The organism is Gaiella sp., assembly GCF_057140465.1.
On record NZ_DBNHWK010000091.1, the window covers coordinates 1 to 16,176 of the forward strand.

Annotated in this window: 13 protein-coding genes and 1 pseudogene; 4 read left to right on the forward strand and 10 right to left on the reverse strand. The window is 72.6% G+C overall.

Annotated features, from left to right (window positions below; genetic code table 11):
• A pseudogene (locus tag AC162C_RS12880) lies at positions 1 to 237 on the reverse strand (polysaccharide deacetylase family protein); the annotation flags it as partial.
• A gap of 95 nt (positions 238 to 332) precedes the next feature.
• Complete coding sequence (locus AC162C_RS12885; protein WP_484097891.1) at positions 333 to 3,626, reverse strand: DNA polymerase III subunit alpha; 3,294 nt, start codon at positions 3,624 to 3,626, stop codon at positions 333 to 335.
• A gap of 107 nt (positions 3,627 to 3,733) precedes the next feature.
• Here AC162C_RS12885 and AC162C_RS12890 point away from each other — a divergent pair, with 107 nt between their 5' ends.
• Entirely contained in the window at positions 3,734 to 4,078 is a 345-nt protein-coding gene (locus tag AC162C_RS12890) for a hypothetical protein (protein WP_484097892.1), read from the forward strand.
• A gap of 41 nt (positions 4,079 to 4,119) precedes the next feature.
• Here the strand turns inward: AC162C_RS12890 and AC162C_RS12895 are convergent, their stop codons facing one another.
• The 4 genes from AC162C_RS12895 to AC162C_RS12910 all read right to left on the reverse strand — a co-directional run bounded on the left by AC162C_RS12895 (position 4,120) and on the right by AC162C_RS12910 (position 7,853).
• Positions 4,120 to 4,302: a hypothetical protein gene (locus AC162C_RS12895; RefSeq protein ID WP_462974388.1), complete on the reverse strand. Its 183-nt coding sequence runs from the start codon at positions 4,300 to 4,302 to the stop codon at positions 4,120 to 4,122.
• A gap of 53 nt (positions 4,303 to 4,355) precedes the next feature.
• Positions 4,356 to 5,540, reverse strand: coding sequence for a Y-family DNA polymerase (locus AC162C_RS12900; RefSeq protein ID WP_484097893.1), 1,185 nt, complete (start codon positions 5,538 to 5,540; stop codon positions 4,356 to 4,358).
• 293 nt (positions 5,541 to 5,833) lie between these two features.
• Positions 5,834 to 7,150: a cryptochrome/photolyase family protein gene (locus tag AC162C_RS12905; RefSeq protein WP_484097894.1), complete on the reverse strand. Its 1,317-nt coding sequence runs from the start codon at positions 7,148 to 7,150 to the stop codon at positions 5,834 to 5,836.
• Positions 7,151 to 7,154: 4 nt separating this feature from the next.
• Positions 7,155 to 7,853: a 2-phosphosulfolactate phosphatase gene (locus tag AC162C_RS12910; RefSeq protein ID WP_484097895.1), complete on the reverse strand. Its 699-nt coding sequence runs from the start codon at positions 7,851 to 7,853 to the stop codon at positions 7,155 to 7,157.
• 264 nt (positions 7,854 to 8,117) lie between these two features.
• On the opposite strand from AC162C_RS12910, the gene AC162C_RS12915 reads away from it, so the two are divergent.
• The gene (locus AC162C_RS12915) at positions 8,118 to 8,873 is read left to right on the forward strand and encodes a rhomboid family intramembrane serine protease (RefSeq protein ID WP_484097896.1); all 756 of its coding nucleotides are present in this window, start codon (positions 8,118 to 8,120) and stop codon (positions 8,871 to 8,873) included.
• Positions 8,874 to 8,937: 64 nt separating this feature from the next.
• Here the strand turns inward: AC162C_RS12915 and AC162C_RS12920 are convergent, their stop codons facing one another.
• Positions 8,938 to 10,335: a hypothetical protein gene (locus AC162C_RS12920; RefSeq protein ID WP_484097897.1), complete on the reverse strand. Its 1,398-nt coding sequence runs from the start codon at positions 10,333 to 10,335 to the stop codon at positions 8,938 to 8,940.
• A 538-nt stretch (positions 10,336 to 10,873) separates the two neighbouring features.
• Between AC162C_RS12920 and AC162C_RS12925 the strand changes: the two genes are divergently transcribed.
• Both AC162C_RS12925 and AC162C_RS12930 read left to right on the forward strand, forming a co-directional pair.
• Positions 10,874 to 11,668 carry a DUF4397 domain-containing protein gene (locus AC162C_RS12925; protein ID WP_484097898.1) on the forward strand — a complete coding sequence of 265 codons (795 nt, stop codon included), beginning with the start codon at positions 10,874 to 10,876 and terminating at the stop codon, positions 11,666 to 11,668.
• A gap of 50 nt (positions 11,669 to 11,718) precedes the next feature.
• A complete protein-coding gene (locus AC162C_RS12930; RefSeq protein ID WP_484097899.1) occupies positions 11,719 to 12,432 on the forward strand; it encodes a class F sortase in 714 nt (237 codons plus the stop codon).
• A 36-nt stretch (positions 12,433 to 12,468) separates the two neighbouring features.
• On the opposite strand, the gene ade is transcribed toward AC162C_RS12930, so the two are convergent.
• The 3 genes from ade to AC162C_RS12945 are packed head-to-tail and all read right to left on the reverse strand — an operon-like array spanning position 12,469 to position 16,167.
• On the reverse strand, positions 12,469 to 14,238 hold the full coding sequence (gene ade, locus AC162C_RS12935) for an adenine deaminase (RefSeq protein ID WP_484097900.1): 1,770 nt from the start codon (positions 14,236 to 14,238) through the stop codon (positions 12,469 to 12,471).
• The gene (arcC, locus tag AC162C_RS12940) at positions 14,225 to 15,166 is read right to left on the reverse strand and encodes a carbamate kinase (RefSeq protein ID WP_484097901.1); all 942 of its coding nucleotides are present in this window, start codon (positions 15,164 to 15,166) and stop codon (positions 14,225 to 14,227) included. Before arcC ends, ade begins: the two co-directional genes overlap by 14 nt.
• Positions 15,163 to 16,167 carry an ornithine carbamoyltransferase gene (locus AC162C_RS12945; RefSeq protein WP_484097902.1) on the reverse strand — a complete coding sequence of 335 codons (1,005 nt, stop codon included), beginning with the start codon at positions 16,165 to 16,167 and terminating at the stop codon, positions 15,163 to 15,165. The genes arcC and AC162C_RS12945 overlap by 4 nt, the downstream gene beginning before the upstream one ends.
• Between the last annotated feature and the right edge of the window lie 9 nt (positions 16,168 to 16,176).

A 16,176-nucleotide genomic window follows, 5' to 3' on the forward strand; every position in this document is an offset into this window, starting at 1 on the left:
GGTCGGGAGGTGCGCGAGGAGGTCATCCTTCGAGTCGAAGAGCAGCATGCCGACGGTCGCCCAGGTCGCCCGCACCCCGTGCCGCGCGAACGTCTCGAGGAGCACCGGGATCGCGCGCCTCGCGCCCAGGACGTTCTCGCCGTAGTCCGCGATCGTCCGGCGCTCGCGGACCCCCCACATGAGCTCGAAGTCGAGCGAGATCAGGAAGCGTGACGTCTCGGGCGCGTGGCGGGGCATCGGCGGCGTGGCGAAGGATAGGTCGGAGGTGCTCCTCGCGCCCGTCGTCGCGCTGCCGCCGGGCGGCTGTCCGGCGGCGGGTCGGGCCGGTGAGGTCAGCGATGGCCGAAGTGGTGGGCGCGTGGGAGCGAGACGACGACGTCGTCGCTCCCGGCGACCGTGCGGGCGAGGGCCGAGAGGCTCTCCAGCGTGGAGACGAGGACGTTGCGGTTCCGGTCGACCCGCTCGAAGCGCCCGCGGGCGAGGAGCAGCGGCTCGGTGCGCACGATCGAGCGATGGTGCTCGTACACCTCGGACGGGACGACGAGGTTGACCTGGCCGTGCTCGTCCTCGAGCAGCATGAACACGACCCCCTTCGCCGTCGACGGGCGCTGCCGCGCGACCGTGAGCCCGGCGAAGGAGACCGGCGCGCCGTGCCGCGCGCCGTGCAGCTCCACGCTCGTCAGCGTCCCGGCCGGAAGGTGCGGCCGCAGGAGCGCGAGGGGATGGCTGTCGACGGAGAGGCCGGTCTCGCGGTAGTCGGCGAGCATCCGCTCCCAGCGCGTGAGGTCACGGAGCGCCGGGGTCTCCGCCGTCGGCGTGAGCGAGAGCGGAAGCTGCTTCGCCGCCCCTCGCGAGCCCTCGATGGAACGCGGACGGGGGGCGAGCCCGAGCTCCCAGAAGAGGTCGCGCCGGCGCCCGAAGACATCACAGGCACCACCGCGGACGAGCGCCCGCAGGCCGTCGTGTGACAGCGGGACGCGGCGTGCGAGGTCCGCCACGTCGACGAACGGGCCCTCGGCGTCACGCGCTGCGACGATCGCGTCGGCGTCGTCCTCGCCGACCGCCTGCACGTACGCGAGGCCGATGCGCACGGCGGGAGCGCCACCGCCCCACGGCTCCAGCGTGCACCGGGCCGCGCTGAGGCCGACGTCCGGCGGACGCACCTCCACCCCGCGCCGCTGCGCGTCGCGGACGAGGCTCGCCGGCGGATAGAAGCCCATCGGCTGCGCGTTGAGCAGCGCGCAGAGGAACTCCCCCGGGTAGTGGTGGCGCAGCCAGGCCGACTGGTACGCGAGCAGCCCGAACGCGGCGGCGTGCGACTTCGGGAAGCCGAACCCGGAGAACCCGACGAGCTTGTCGTAGACGAGGTTCGCCGTCGCGTCGTCGACCCCGTTCCGGGCCGCCCCCTCCACGAACCGGTGCCGGTGCGCCTCCAGCGCGGCGAGGCTCCGCTTGCGGCTCATCGCGCGTCGCAGGCCCTCTGCCTCGCCGACGGTGAACCCCGCCAGCGCGATCGCGACGTCGAGCACCTGGTCCTGGAAGACGACGACCCCGAGGGTCGAGGCGAGCGGCTCGCGCAGCAGCTCGTGGTCGACCGGGAACACGAACGACGGGTCCTCGCGCAGCCGGCGCCGGTGCTCGATGTAAGGGTGCACCGCCTTGCCCTGGATGGGGCCCGGTCGCACCAGCGCCACCTGCACGGTGAGATCGTCGATCGTCTCCGGACGCGTGCGGAGGAGGCTCTGCATCTGTGCCCTGGACTCGATCTGGAAGACGCCGACCGTGTCCGCGCCCTGGATCTCACGGAAGACCCCGGCATCGTCGAGCGGGATCCGGGAGAGGTCGATCGGGGTGTCGTGCAACCGTGCGATCTGCTCCACGCAGTCCTCGACCGCCGACAGCATCCCCAGCCCGAGCAGGTCGATCTTGAGGAACCCCGCATCTGCACACGAGTCCTTGTCCCACTGACAGAGCTGTCGTCCCGCCATCGCCGCCGGTTGGACCGGGACGAGCTCGACGAGCGGACGCGACGAGATCACCATCCCTCCCGGGTGCTGGGAGACGTGCCGCGGCAGCCCGGAGATCTCTCCGGCGAGGACGCGGAAGGCGCGCCAGCGGCGCGACTCGAGCTTCCGCTCCGCATCGGGCAGCGCAGCCACCTCGTCGGCGACCCGCGTCGCGCTCCAGCCGTCGGTGACACGCGCTAGCCGTTCGAGCTCCGTCTGCGGCAGCCCGAGCGCCTTGCCGACGTCACGGATCGCACCACGGGAGCGATAGGTGGCGAAGCTCGCGACGAGCGCCGCGTGGTCGCGCCCGTAGCGCTCCGTGACCGCGACGATCAGCCTCTCGCGGATGTCGCGCGGGAAGTCGAGGTCGATGTCCGGCACGGACGCCATCTCCTCGTTGAGGAAGCGGCCGAGCGAGAGGCCGTTCACGACCGGGTCGACATGGGAGAGCCCGGTGAGGTAGCAGACCATCGAGCCGACGGAGCTGCCACGGCCCCGGCCCGGCGGCAGGAAGCGGCGTGGAGAGTGGCGGCCGCGCACCTCGAGCGCGCACTCCCGTGCGAGCTCGAGCACCTCGTGGTGGAGCAGGAAGAACCCTGCGAGGCCGAGCTCGTCGATCAGCCGGAGCTCCTCTTCCAGCCGCGCACGGGCCTCTCCGCGCAGCGAGGCGGCGCTCGCCGTGTAGCGCTCCCCGAACGCCGCCTCGCAGATCGCCGCGAGCTGCCGGATCGCCGGCTCGGCCCCCCCGGAGAAGTCCGGGTAGCGGTACCCGAGCTCCCGGGTGAGATCGAACTCCAGTCGCTCTGCGAGCACCGCGGTCCGCTCCGCCGCCTGGCGGTCGACGCTCTCGAAGCGCTCGACCATCTCTCCGGGAGGGCGCAGCACCGCCTCCCGGTTGCCGCGCCGCTCGGCCTCGCAGCCGTCGAGCGACGTGCGGCAGCGGATCGCGACGAGCACGTCCTGCAGCACGGCCCGTCGGCTCGTGTGCGCGTGGACGTTGCCCGTGGCGACCGTCTCCACGCCGAGGTGCTCCGCGAGGCCGACGAGCAGGGCGTGCCGCCGGGCATCGCCCCGCTCGTAGGCACGTTGCAGCTCGACGAAGAAGCGCTCCCGGCCGAACGCCCGGGCGAGCACCGCGGCGCCGTCCGGATCGCGCAGCGCGAGCCCGTGCCGGGCGCACCCGGAGAGGCAGACGAGCCCCTCGGTGTGCTCGGCGACCGTCTCCAGGGCGACGGACGGAGGGCGGAGGACGCGATGCTCCCTGCCCGGTGGCCGCGTGTGCGCATGCGCGGCCGTCAGGATCCGGCAGAGGCTCGCGTAGCCACGGCTCGACTCGCAGAGGAGGGTGATGTGCGCGTCGGCGCTCCCCGCTCCGGCGTCCTCGCGTCGCCGCTCGGTCGAGCCGGTGCCGTCGACCGTGACCTCGGCACCGGTGATCGGCCGCACCCCGAGCGCCTTCGCCGCGTGTGCGAACTCGAGGGAGCCGTAGACGCCGTCGTGGTCGGTGAGCGCGAGCGCTTCGTAGCCGAGCTCGGCGGCACGGGCGGCGAGCTCCTCCGGCAGGGAGGCCCCGTCGAGGAAGGAGTACGCCGAGTGGCAGTGCAGCTCGACGTACGTCATAGACTCCTCCCGTGGAGCCCGTCGTCGCCACCGACCGCCGCGAGGGCGCCGCGCCCGATCCCGCCTGCTGCGAGCGCCACGACGTCCACGACCCCGCGTAGGCACCGATGACGCCCGTCGCTCGCGAGCGCTACGACGACATCGTCGACGCGATCACCGGCTGGCACCCGCACTGCCGCGCTTCGAAGGTGTTCGGGATGCCGTGTGTGAAGCGGGGCGGCCGGGTCGTCTTCGGCCTCTCCCGCACGGGGATGGTGTTCAAGCTCACCGACCCGGCCGCCCGTGCACGCGCGCTCTCCGCTCCCGGGGCGCACCTCTTCGACCCCTCCGGCCGGGGCGAGGCGTTCCGACAGTGGGTCGTCGTCCCCCCGGACCGGGCCGAGGACTGGGAAGCGTTCGCCTACGAAGCGGCGCAGCAGGACCACTCGCTCCCTCCCGGCCCGTCGCCGTAGAGCGTCGCGGCGGGCACGCGGATCGCGGGCCGCCGTTCGCCTCATGCGCGCTGCGTGAACCAGGACGCCGTCTCCCGGTCGCGGTAGACGGCGGTGTTGCGGCCGGACTCGAGCACGACGTCGAAGTAGCGCCGGTCGATCGGCTCGTCCGTCCACCAGCGGTCGACGACCCGCCACTCCTCGCGCACGGCCACGACCGCCTCGCGGTTCACGAGGCGCGGCACCCCGTCCACCCCTGCCTCGACGAGCGCGGGGCGCGGCGGGTTCAGCCGTCCCGCTACTCGTCCCGCGGCACGACGAGCGCCCGCGCCTCGGGTATCCGCGACCACGGCGCCACCTCCACTACCGAGCAGACCGATCCAGATCCCACCCCTGCGCGCACCTGGCGCAGGCCTTCGCGCAGCCGGACGTCGAGCTCCTCACCCTCGGGCGCCACGAGCGCGAGCTGCTGCCCGACGTGCTCCGCGAGCTCGACCGCCTCCAGCCGCAGCTCGACGACCGGAGCGGGGATCTCTGCGAGCTTCGGCCCGAGCGCCGTCCGCAGGCGCCCGCTCTCGGCCGACGCCTCCCGCAGCGTCACCGTGCGCCTCCAGGAGCCGCCGTCCACGAGGCGCGCGCCGATCGCGAGCTTCCGGAACGGCCTGGAGGCACGCTCCGGTCGCGCGAGCAACCGCTCGAGCAGTGCGGTGAGCGCGCGCCGCAGGGTCAGCTCGTTCGCAACCGCCTCGGGGAAGGAGAGGGCCTCGACCAGCTCCGCCGCGGGAGATCGCCCGCGCACACGACGGCGCTCCCCGCCGCGCGCAAGGCTCCACGCCCGCTTCCCCTCAGGCCCGAGCCGCTCCGCGACGGCGCCTCCCGGCAGCTGGGCGAGCTCGCCCAGCTGCCGGATGCCGAGGCCTTCGAGCTCGGCGTAGCGCTCTCGCTCGAGCGGCAGCAGGGTGAGGGGGAGCGGCTCGAGGAACGCCTGCTCCTCCTTCCCCTCGACGATCACGGCCTGCCCAGGGCGCGCGACACTCGCCGCCGCGAGGGCGACGAAGCGGCGCTCCCCTGCGCCGGCACGCGGGTCCCAGGCAGGCCCGACGGAGCCGAGGGCACGCTTCAGCGCCTCCTCCACTCCTCCGTAGAGCCGCTCCACGCCGGACGTCTCGAACACGACGACGCCGGGCTCGACCGGCTCGACCGCGAATCCCGCGTCCTCCAGCCGTCGCAGGATCGCCTCCCACTCCTGCTCCACCGCCGCCGGGTCGCGCTCGACGAGCACCAGCCCCGGACAGGTGGCGAGCGCCTCCCCCAGGCGCATGCCCGGCGTCACGCCCGCGTGCTCTGCGGCGGCCGTGACCGCTCCGACCCGCTGCTCCGTCCCCGGCTCGGGCGCGAGCGCCGCGGGAGCGAGCAGGAGACGGGGCCGGGCCCGCAGCGCCGCCCGCAGCTCGAACCCGGAGACGACGACACAGGCGATCATGGGAACATGTGTTCTATACGAACACGTGTTCTCCTGTCAAGAGGCGGCACCCCACGCGCGGTTCGCGTGTCACCCGAGCGGCCCGGTCACCCGGTGACCGAGCGCGACCAGTGAGCGGGTCGCTTCCCCCTCCCCGCGCCGAGGTCGACCACGTCGCACGGTCGTTCCCCGGCCAGCCAGCGCACCGCATCGTCCGGGTAGCCCGGCCGTGCCGCTCGTAGGCGTCGGCGGCCTCGGCGAACGAGCTCGCACCACCGCGTCTCTCGTCGCGGTGGACGACCACGTGCAGGAGGCTACGTCGCGCGTGCCCGCCGCGCCCGGAACGCGGCGATCGCCTCGGCGTGCTCGACGATCGGCGTGGGGTACGAGGGGGCGAGCAGCCCGGGCTCGGCGATCTCCCGGGCGGGGACGTCGGCGAGCTCCGGAACGTAGCGGCGGACGTACGCGCCTTCGGGATCGAGCTTCCGCAGCTGGGCGGTCGGGTTGAAGACCCGGTTCGGCCGCGTGTCGACGCCGGTGCCCGCGACCCACTGCCAGTTGCCCACGTTCTGCGCCACGTCGCCGTCGAGCAGGAGGTCGAAGAAGACCCGGGCGCCCTCGCGCCAGTCGATGCCCAGGTGCTTGGTCAGGAACGACGCGACGACCATGCGCGCGCGGTTGTGCATCCACCCCTCGGCCCGGAGCTGGCGCATGCCGGCGTCGACGAGCGGGTAGCCCGTCATCCCCTCGCGCCACGCCGCGAGCGACTCCGGGTCGTCGAGCCAGCGGTCGCCACGTGAGCGGAGGTCGTCGACCTGGGTGTGCGGGTTCGCCCAGAGGAGCTGGGCGTAGAAGTCCCGCCAGCAGAGCTGGCGCACGAACGCATCACCGGTGCGGCCGTCGGCCTCGACGGCGAGGGCGCGCGCGGAGACGCAGCCGAAATGGAGGTACGGCGACAGGCGCGAGGTCACGTCGCCGCCGAGGTCGTCGTGCCCCCCGGTCCCGTACCCGCCGAGGTGCTCGTCCAACCACCGCGCCGCCCGGGCGCGCCCTGCCCGCTCCCCACCGGTGAAGGCGCCGGCACCGGTGCCGGGGGAAGGCGGCGGCGTCGGCGCGACCCCGTCGGGCAGCCGCAGGCGGGCCGGTGGCGGCAGCGGGTCGCCCATGGGCACCTGCTGCCATGCGCGGTGGTAGGCGGAGAAGACCTGGTAGTGGTCGCCGCCGCCCGGCGTCACCTCGCCCGAGGGGACGACGAAGTGGCCGTTGACGAGGCGCAGGTCGAGCTCGCGGGCGAGCCGGTCCTCACGCCGGCGCGCGTACGGGCTGACGTCCGCCGACGCGTAGACGGCCTCGGCGCCGACCTCGCGTGCGAGGCGGACGGTCTCGGCGACGACGTCCCCTCGACGCAGCACGAGCCCGCCGCCGAGCTCGCGAAGCGACCGGTCGAGGTCGACGAGCGCCTGCTCGAGGAACGCGCGCCGGCCCGGAGCGCCTCCGTACCGCGTCGCGCGGATCCCGTCGTCCTCCACGAACAGCGGGAGCACCGCGTCGGCCGCCTCGGCGGCCGCGACGAGAGCAGGGTGGTCGTCGACCCGGAGGTCGCGCGTGAAGAGGACGACGGCGACGCGCACGGCCTCAGAGGCGGACCTCGGCCGCGACGCCGTGCATCGAGGTGAACCTCGGCACCACGGTGAGCACGCTCTCCCGGGCGCACCGCGGGATGTCGGCCTCGAGCTCGGGCCCGTGCGCGATCAGGTTGCGCCCGCTGCGCGACTGCCGGAACGCCTCCTCCGCGCTCGCGTAGGTCGAGACGAGACGGACGGCGGCCTCGGCGGCGTCCGTGCGCTCGCAGCCGAGCCCCTCTGCGATGCGTCCCGCGACGTAGGCGTCGTCGAGGGCGAACGCGCCCTTGACCCCGGCGCAGACCACGACCACGTCTTCGCCGGGCTCGGCGGCTGCGGCGACGACGGCGTCGAGGTTGAGGAGCGACGCGACGAGCACGCGGTCGCATCGCTCCACGGCGGCGACGATCGCCCGCGTCCCGTTCGTGGTCGACATCGAGAGCACCGGTGAGCGCGGCTCCAGGTACTCCTGCGGCGAGTTCCCGAGATCGAAGCCGTCGATCCGGACGCCGAGCCGCTCTCCGCCGAGCGTGACGCCCTCGAGCTCGTCCCGCAGCCGGCGAGCGTCCTCGACCTCGGCCGCGCACAGCACGCGCTCGTAGCCGCTGTCGAGCGCCTGGCAGATCGTCGACGTCGCCCGGATCACGTCGACCACGACGCCGGTGGGCGCCGCCGCGGCGACATCCGGCGTGAAGGCGACGTCGACGCGCACGCCGGTACGCTAGTCGAATGACCGGTACCGCTCGCCGGCTCGTCCCGGGCTCCGTCCCGGCATCGGGGGACGACCGCTGCACCCCGTACGCTGGTGGCACGACGGGCGCTCGCCATCACCGGCTCGCTCCCTCCCCGCTCCGAGCGCACGCGATGGCCTGACACCTCCACGGACATGACGGAAGCCGAACGCTGCTATCGGCACCCGGATCGGGAGACCTACGTCTCCTGCTCCGAGTGCGGCCGACCGATCTGCGAGGACTGCATGACCTTCGCGCCGGTGGGGATCCGCTGTCCCGACCACGCGAGCGTCGGCCCCGGCAAGGCACCGGCGCCGACACGCACCGCGCAGGCTGCAGGACGCCGGGTGGGCGGGCTCGTCGCGCCCGCGACGATGACCCTGGTCGGCATCAACGTCTTCGTCTACGTCGTCACGGTGTTCCAGGGGGGCGGCATCTCCTCCCCGGGCGGGACGATGTTCGAGAAGGGCGCGCTCGTCGGCGTACTCGTCTCGGACGGCGAGTGGTGGCGCCTGATCACGGCGATGTTCCTCCACGCGAGCCTGCTCCACCTCGGCTTCAACACGCTCGCGCTCTACTGGCTCGGCTCGATCGTCGAGCAGGCGATCGGCACCTGGCGCTTCGTGCTCGTGTACTTCGCGGCGGGTCTCGCAGGATCGGCCGGCGCGCTCATCTTCAGCTCCGCGTTCGCGATCACGGTCGGGGCGTCGGGGGCGATCTTCGGGATCATGGGCGCGTTGATGATCCTCGAGTACCACGCGACGGGCTCGCTCGCCGGCCAGGCGATGGGGCTGATCGTGATCAACCTCGCGCTGACCTTCACGATCCCCAACATCTCGATCGGCGGCCATCTCGGCGGCCTCGTCGCCGGGATCCTCGCGACGTTCGCGCTCGTCCGGACGCGCGGCATGTCGCCGTGGCTCGGCCCGGCGATCGTGGTCGCGATCGCCGCCGTCAGCGTCGTGGCCGCCTGGATCCGCGTGGGGAACTACGGCTTGTAGGCGTGGATCCCGCCACCGTATTCGGCGGCTACCGCACGTACCGCTTGGAACGAACCGTGGCAGGTCAGCCGGGCGGGCAGCTGATCGCGCCGCCGTTGATCCTGAAGTTGTCGAACGCGACCTTGACCGGGGCGGAGAACGGCGCGCGATTCGTCCAGACGGAGAGCCTTGCCGCTTGACTCGATGGAGCGGCGTAGGGGAGGCTCGTGAACGACCACGGAGCACCGTGGAGCCGGGAGGCGGTCACCCTCGTGACGCCGGCCGTGGTCGTGCGGACGAGGCGGAGCGTCCCCGACTGTGAGGTGTCCGGGACGAAGTCGTTGTAGGGGGGGCCGTAGACGCCGGGGTGAGGGAAGTGCGTGGCGATGCCGTGGTTGTTCCCGCCGGCGTTGTGTACGAACAGGCCGTGTTGGCCGCTGTAGCCTTCTCCTGTGAATTCTGCTGCGTCGAGCCCGACGGTGATCCTGTCGGTCGGAAGCAGGCCGGAGAGCAGCCGGTAGTCGACCTGGATGTCGAAGTCGCCTGGGAACCGGCACGTCGTGAGAGCAGACGCGTTCGCGTAGCCATCTGACCCGAGCGACGTCCCCGCGGGAAGCGTGACCTCGAGCTGCCCGTTGGCCTGGACGATCGTCGGGCCCGACCCGCTCGTGGTCAATGACCAGAACGGGCTCACGCGATCACCGGTGAAGGTGTCGACGAATCCGGAGACGACGCTCGTGGGAGCGGACGTCGCCACCGTCCCACCCACCGAGTTCCGCGCGGTCACAGCGACGCGGAGCGTCGATCCGAAGTCGGTCTCGGCGACGACGTATGCCTGGCCGGTGGCGCCGGGGACCCCTGTGCACGCGGCACCGGCCGCGTCGCAGCGCTGCCACTGGTAGGCGAACTGCGTCGGGCTGCCCGACCAGCTTCCACTGGACGCGGTCAGCGTCTGCCCGACGGCGGAAGCCCCAGAGACAGTGGGAAGTCCTGTGTTCCGAGGTGCCAGCTCGGCGATCATGCGCGCGACCGAGATCCTTGCCAGGCGCCTGACCACCGGAAGCGTCACGGGGCTTCCCGGCTCGCCGACCGCGCTCACGAAGCCGAGCACGCGCTCGACGCGGAACCAGGCCACATGGAGATCGGTTCTGAGCCCGAGGATGCGGGCGGTGACGAGGACGTCGAAGGAGCCGGGGCCGGCTCCGAGATCGCGCGGACGTCGGACCTGGAGGTTCGAGATCACCCCGTCGCTCGCGATGTCCTCCTCGAAGGACTCGGCGATGAACCGACGGGCCTCCTTCGACGCAAGGAACGCTCTGAGCGAGCCGAGGAACCGCTTCGTCGTCGCCGCGGTCGTGCCCACCTCGGCCATGCTGTCCACGTACAGCAGCCGTGTGGAGCCGGACGTCCCCTCTTCGAACTCCCGCTCGTACGAGATCACGGACGGGAAGTCCGGATCCTCGAAGTACCGCTGCATCTTCACGCTTGCGCGACCGAGATCCCCGCTCGTGAGGACCATCGCCCTCGGATCGGGCGTGCCCGGCGCCGGGCGTATCGACGTCGCCGCCGATACATCGGCCGCACCGGCTGCCGCGAGGAGAGGAACAACGAGCGCGAGCGCTGCGAGCGTCCACCGTCGCACGACTCGGAGCGCCCGCGCCTGCGAGGCGCTGCGAGGATGGCCACCGGCCGTGCGCGCACCCTCGCAACGCACGCTCGAGGTCTGCTCGAGGCATGATCGACGCCAGCGGCCAAGTCCCCTCGCAGCCGGCGTTCGCCTGCGGGCGCTGCTACCCATAGCTCCTGTCGATACACATGAATCTATCTTCAGGTTCATTATCAGACCGTCTCGCTGGATAGTCAACAGGTACCAAGCCGCACAATCACATCGCGTCCTGCTGACGATCAGCCGGGTGCGAGGGAGCCGGACGCCCGGGTGAGGGTCGCTCCTAAAACTCGACATAACATGTACAGAAATGGTAGGGTCGGCGCGAGGCAGTCATCACACGCTAGGAGGAATCATGAAGCGCCTACTGCTCCTGATCACCGTCGGAGCGTTCGCATCGCTCGCGGTCGCGGGCATCGCCCACGCCGCCAAGGTCACCGTCGTGCACGGCGTCCCCGACCTCACGGTCGACGTCTACGTGAACGGTGAGCTCACCCTCGAGGGCTTCGAGTTCGAGACGATCACCGACCCGATCGACCTCCCGGCGGGTGACTACCAGCTCGACATTCGCCCCGCGGGCGCCCCGGCCGACTCCGAGCCGGCGCTCTCCGGGAGCGCGAGCGTGGCCGACGACACGAACGCGTCGATCGTCGCCCATCTCGACGCGAACGGAAACCCGACGCTCTCCGTCTTCGCCAACGACACGAGCACCGTCGCGGCCGGCGACGCGCGCCTGACGGTGCGTCACACCGCCGCCGCTCCCAGCGTGGACGTGCTCGCGGACGGCTCGGCGGTCTTCACGAATCTCGCGAACCCGGACGAGCAGTCCGCCGACGTCCCGGCCGGCACCTACTCGGTGTCCGTGGCAGCCACGGGGACGACCGATCCCGTGATCGGGCCCGTCGACCTCAGCCTCGACGCCGGCACGGCCTACATCGCGTACGCCGTCGGATCGCTGCAGGACGGCAACCTGAACGTCCTCGTGCAGACGATCTCGGGCCTCGGTGGCTCGCCGTCCGGCGTCCCGTCCGGCACCGTTGGCCTCGCCTCGAGCTCGAGTGGGCTCCCGACCTGGGTGATCGCGATGCTCTCGATCGCAGCGGTCGGCGTCGTCACGTCCGGGCTCGCGCTCGCCCGTTCGCGGCGCTAGTCGTACGATCAGCGGCGGGGGCCTCGCGCCCCCGCCGCACATCACCCGCCATGAGACGGCACGCACTCGTCCTGCTCCTCGTCACCAGCGTCGCGACGCTCGTCGCGATCCCCGCCTGGTGGCTGACGACGCGGCCCGACACCTCCGCCGGCTCACTGAAGGGCCTGGGCCTGGACGCCTCGCCCGCCCTCTCCCCTCCGCCGAAGACGAGCCGCCCGCGCTTCGCGGCCCGCCGCGCCGCCGCGCGGGCCCCGGCCGTCGTCGTCCCGGTCCGGAGCGCGCGGATCGAGGACCTGCGGAGCCCCACGGCCCCCGTGCCCGTCTCGCTCCGCATTCCCGCGCTCGAGGTCGACGCGCCGGTGGTGCCGGTCGGGGTCGACCGCTCGACGGGCGAGATGGAGCTCCCCCCCGACAATGCGACTGCCGCCTGGTACCGGTTCGGGGCGTCACCGGGGCGCGCGGGCTCGGCCGTGATCGCCGGCCACGTCGACTACGGGGAGGGTCGGGCCGTGTTCTTCCGGCTCTCCACGCTGCAGCCCGGGAACCGGGTACTCGTCCGTTACGGCGACGGCACCTCGACGGCCTTCCGTGTCGTCGCGCGCCGGCTCGTCGGCAAGGACGCGCTGCCGGCCCGCATCTTCGCGACCGACGGCCGGCCCCTGCTGACGCTCGTCACGTGCGGCGGGGCCTACGACGCCGATCGGCGCCGATACCTCGGAAACACCCTCGTCTTCGCCGTCCCCGTGACCCGGCGCGACGCCTGACACTCCGCACGACGGCACTCCCCGGTCGTTCGCTGGTCAGCGCTGCGCGGTGACCGGCGCAGGAGACGTCCTCCCCGCGCCCGGCTCCGCCGTGACGCGCGGCTCGGCCGCGAGCGGCACGAGCTCGCCTCGATCGACGTCGAGGAGGCCGTGGTCGGTGATCTTGAGCGAGGGGATCACCGAGAGCGCGAGGAACGCCAGCACCTGGAGCGGCGACGGGCACGTGACGCCGAGGCCGACGACCGCGGCGTTGACCTCGCGGCTCGCGGCGAGGACGTCGTGCAGCGGCCGATCGGAGAGCAGCCCCGCCACGGGCAGCGGCAACTCCGCCAGCACGCGCTCGCCGTCCGCGACGACGAGGCCACCGCCGAGCGCACGGAGCCGCTCGACGACGATCGCCATCGCTTCGTCGTCGACCCCGACGACGATCACGTTGTGGGCGTCGTGGGCGAACGTCGCACCGAACGCGCCGCGCCGGATCCCGAAGCCCCGGACGAAGCCGAGGCCGATGCGGCCCGTCCCCAGGTGCCGCTCGAGCACGGCGATCTTCGCGAGGTCGCGTGTGGTGTCCGCGACGGCCACCCCATCCTCCGCCGGCAACTCCTCCTCGAGCGACGCGGTGACGATCTCCCCGGGAATCAGGCCGATCACGCGTGCACGACCGCCCGTCCACGGCACGGCGAAGTCCCGGGGCGCCACGGCGCCGAGGTGCATCGAGTGCGTCACCCAGTCGGGCACGGCGACGTGTGGGATCTCACCGACCGGTGCGCCCGCGAGCAACACGAGATCGGGGACGAACCGCTCCAGGTCGGGGAGCACGAGGACGTCCGCCCGGTATCCCGGAGCGATCGCGCCGAGACGGTCGAGTCGGTGATAGAGCGCCGGGTTGTGCGTCGCCATCACGAGCGCGTCCTCGGCGGGCAGCCCGAGGGCGACCGCATCGCGGACGATCGCGTTGACGTGCCCGTCGTCGGCGATGTGCTCGGGCTCCCGGTCGTCGGTGCAGAACGCGATCCGCGCGGGGCCGTACTCGAGCGCGAGCGGCAGGAGGGCACGGAGGTTCCGCGCCGCCGAGGCCTCTCGGATGAGGAGCCAGAGGCCCGCCCGGAGGCGCTCCCGGCCCTCCTCGATCGTCGACGCCTCGTGATCCGATCGGATCCCGGCCGCGGCGTAGGCATTCAGCTCGCGTCCGCGCACCCCGGGAGCGTGCCCGTCGACGTGCCGGGCGAGCGCGAGCTTCGCGAGCTCCGCGGGAGCCCCGCGGACGACACCCGGGAAGTTCATCATCTCCGCGAGCCCGAGGACGCGGTGGCGGTGGAGCAGCCCCTCGAGGTCGCCGATCGTCAGCGTGCGCCACGGTGACTCGAAGCCCGACGCGGGAACGCACGACGAGGCCATGAAGTAGACGTCGAGGGGCAGCGCATCGCAGGCGTCGATCAGCCAGTGCACGCCGTCGGTGCCGAGCACGTTGGCGATCTCGTGCGGATCCGCGACGACGGCCGTCGTGCCGAAGCGGAGGACGAGGCGCGCGAACTCGTCGACGAGCAGCTTCGACGACTCGAGATGGAGATGCGCGTCGATGAACCCGGGGACGACGAATCGCCCGGTCGCGTCGACGGTCTCCGCCGCCTCGTAGGCCCCGAGCCCTGCGATCGTGCCGTCGACGATCGCGACGTCCCCCTCCAGCCACTCACGGGTGAACACGGAGAAGACGTGACCGCCGCGGATCACGAGGTCGGCCTCGGCGTCGCCCCGCGCGACGGCGGGTCGGCGGGCGAGCAGCTCGGTGGGCTCAGGCAGCGACATCGGGTGTCACCGTCGTGCCGGCGGCGCCGGCGAGGATGAGCGATGCATCGGCGAGGGCGCCGATCGCGGCGACGCCGCCCGTCCGCTCGACGAAGCGGCAGGCCGCCTCGACCTTCGGCCCCATCGACCCGTTCGCGAACCGCATGCGCCGGAGCTCCGACGGGGTCGCCCGCTCGATCGGTCGGGCGCGCGGCGTGCCCCATCCGCGCATCACCGCACCGACGTCGGTGAGCATCACGAGCACGTCCGCCTCGAGGCTCCGGGCGAGGAGCTCCGCGGCGAGGTCCTTGTCGATCACCGCCTCGACGCCGCGCAGCGCCCCGGCACCGTCGACCGTGACGGGGATTCCGCCGCCGCCGGTGCAGACGACGATCGCGCCGGCGTCGACGAGGAGCCGGATCGCCGCGAGCTCCACGATTCGCAGCGGCTCCGGGGACGCGACGACCCGGCGGAAGTGCTCACCGTCCGCCGCGACCGCCCAGCCTCGCTCGCGCTCGAGCAGGCGCGCCTGCTCCTCGGTGTACACGGGCCCGATCGGCTTCGTCGGCGTCGTGAACGCCGGGTCGCCCCGGTCGACGACGACCTGCGTGAGGACCGTGACCGCGTTCCGGCCCGGCAGGCGGTTGCGGAGCTCCTGCTCGAGCACGTAGCCGATCATCCCCTCGCTCTCCGCTCCGAGGACGTCGAGCGGGTACGGCGGGACGTCGGTGTAGGCCGACGACTGCAGCGCGAGCAGCCCGACCTGCGGCCCGTTGCCGTGCGTGAGCACGACGTCGAACTCCTGCGCGAGGTCGGCCACGGCTTCCATCGCCTCGCCCGCATGGGCCCGCTGCACGTCTGCGGTCAGGGGCTCCCCACGGCGCAGGAGGGCGTTCCCGCCGAGGGCGACGACGAGCCGGCGTCGCGGCTGCGCACGCGCACCCGTCATCCGCCGAACCCGCCCATCGTCAGGGCCATCAGCGCCTTGCCGGTGTGCATCCGGTTCTCCGCCTCGTCGTAGACGACGGAGTGCGGCCCGTCGATCACGTCGTCCGTGACCTCGCTCCCGCGGTCGGCCGGGAGGCAGTGCATGTACAGGGCGTCCGACTTCGCGAGGGACATGCGGCGCGCATCGCAGATCCAGTCACGGAACGCACCGGACTCGGCGAGCGCCGTCGCCTCGTCCCGGAACGCGTCGAGGCGGCCCCAGGACTTCGGGTACACGACATCGGCGTCGGCGAACGCCTCGTCCATGTCGTGCGTGACCGTGATCGTCGTCCCCGCGGCGGCAGCGGCGGCCTCCGCCCGCTCCATCACCTCGGGCATCAGCTCGAACCCCGGCGGGTGCGCGATCACGACGTCGATCCCGAACCGGGGCAGCAGCGTCGCCAGCCCCTGCGGCACCGACAGCGGCTTCGCGTAGGACGGCGCGTACGCCCACGAGACGGCGACGCGCAGCCCCCGCAGGTCGGTGCCCCGGTGCTCGCGCAGCGTCATCAGGTCGGCGATCGTCTGCGTCGGATGGTCGACGTCGCACTGGAGGTTGATCACCGGGATGTCCGCCCAGCGGGCGATCTCGCGCATCCACGCGTTGCCCTCGTACGGGGCGAGGTCGTGGCGGATGGCGAGCCCGTGGCCGTACCGGGACAGGATCACGCCCATGTCCTTGGGGCTCTCGCCGTGCGCCACCTGCGTCTTCTCGGCGTCGAGGTAGATCGCGTGGCCCCCGAGCTGCGTCATCCCGGACTCGAACGCGTTCCGCGTCCGCGTCGACTTGTCGAGGAAGAGCATGAACAGCGTCTTGTCGGGCAGGAGCCGGTGCGGCTCCCCGTTCCTGAAGGCCGCCTTCAGCTCGCCGGAGACGGCGAGCGCCTCGTCGATCTCCTCGACCGTCCAGTCGAGGGTCTCGATGAAGTCGCGGCCGACGAGTGCCGTACGGTCGATCGCCACGTGCATCAC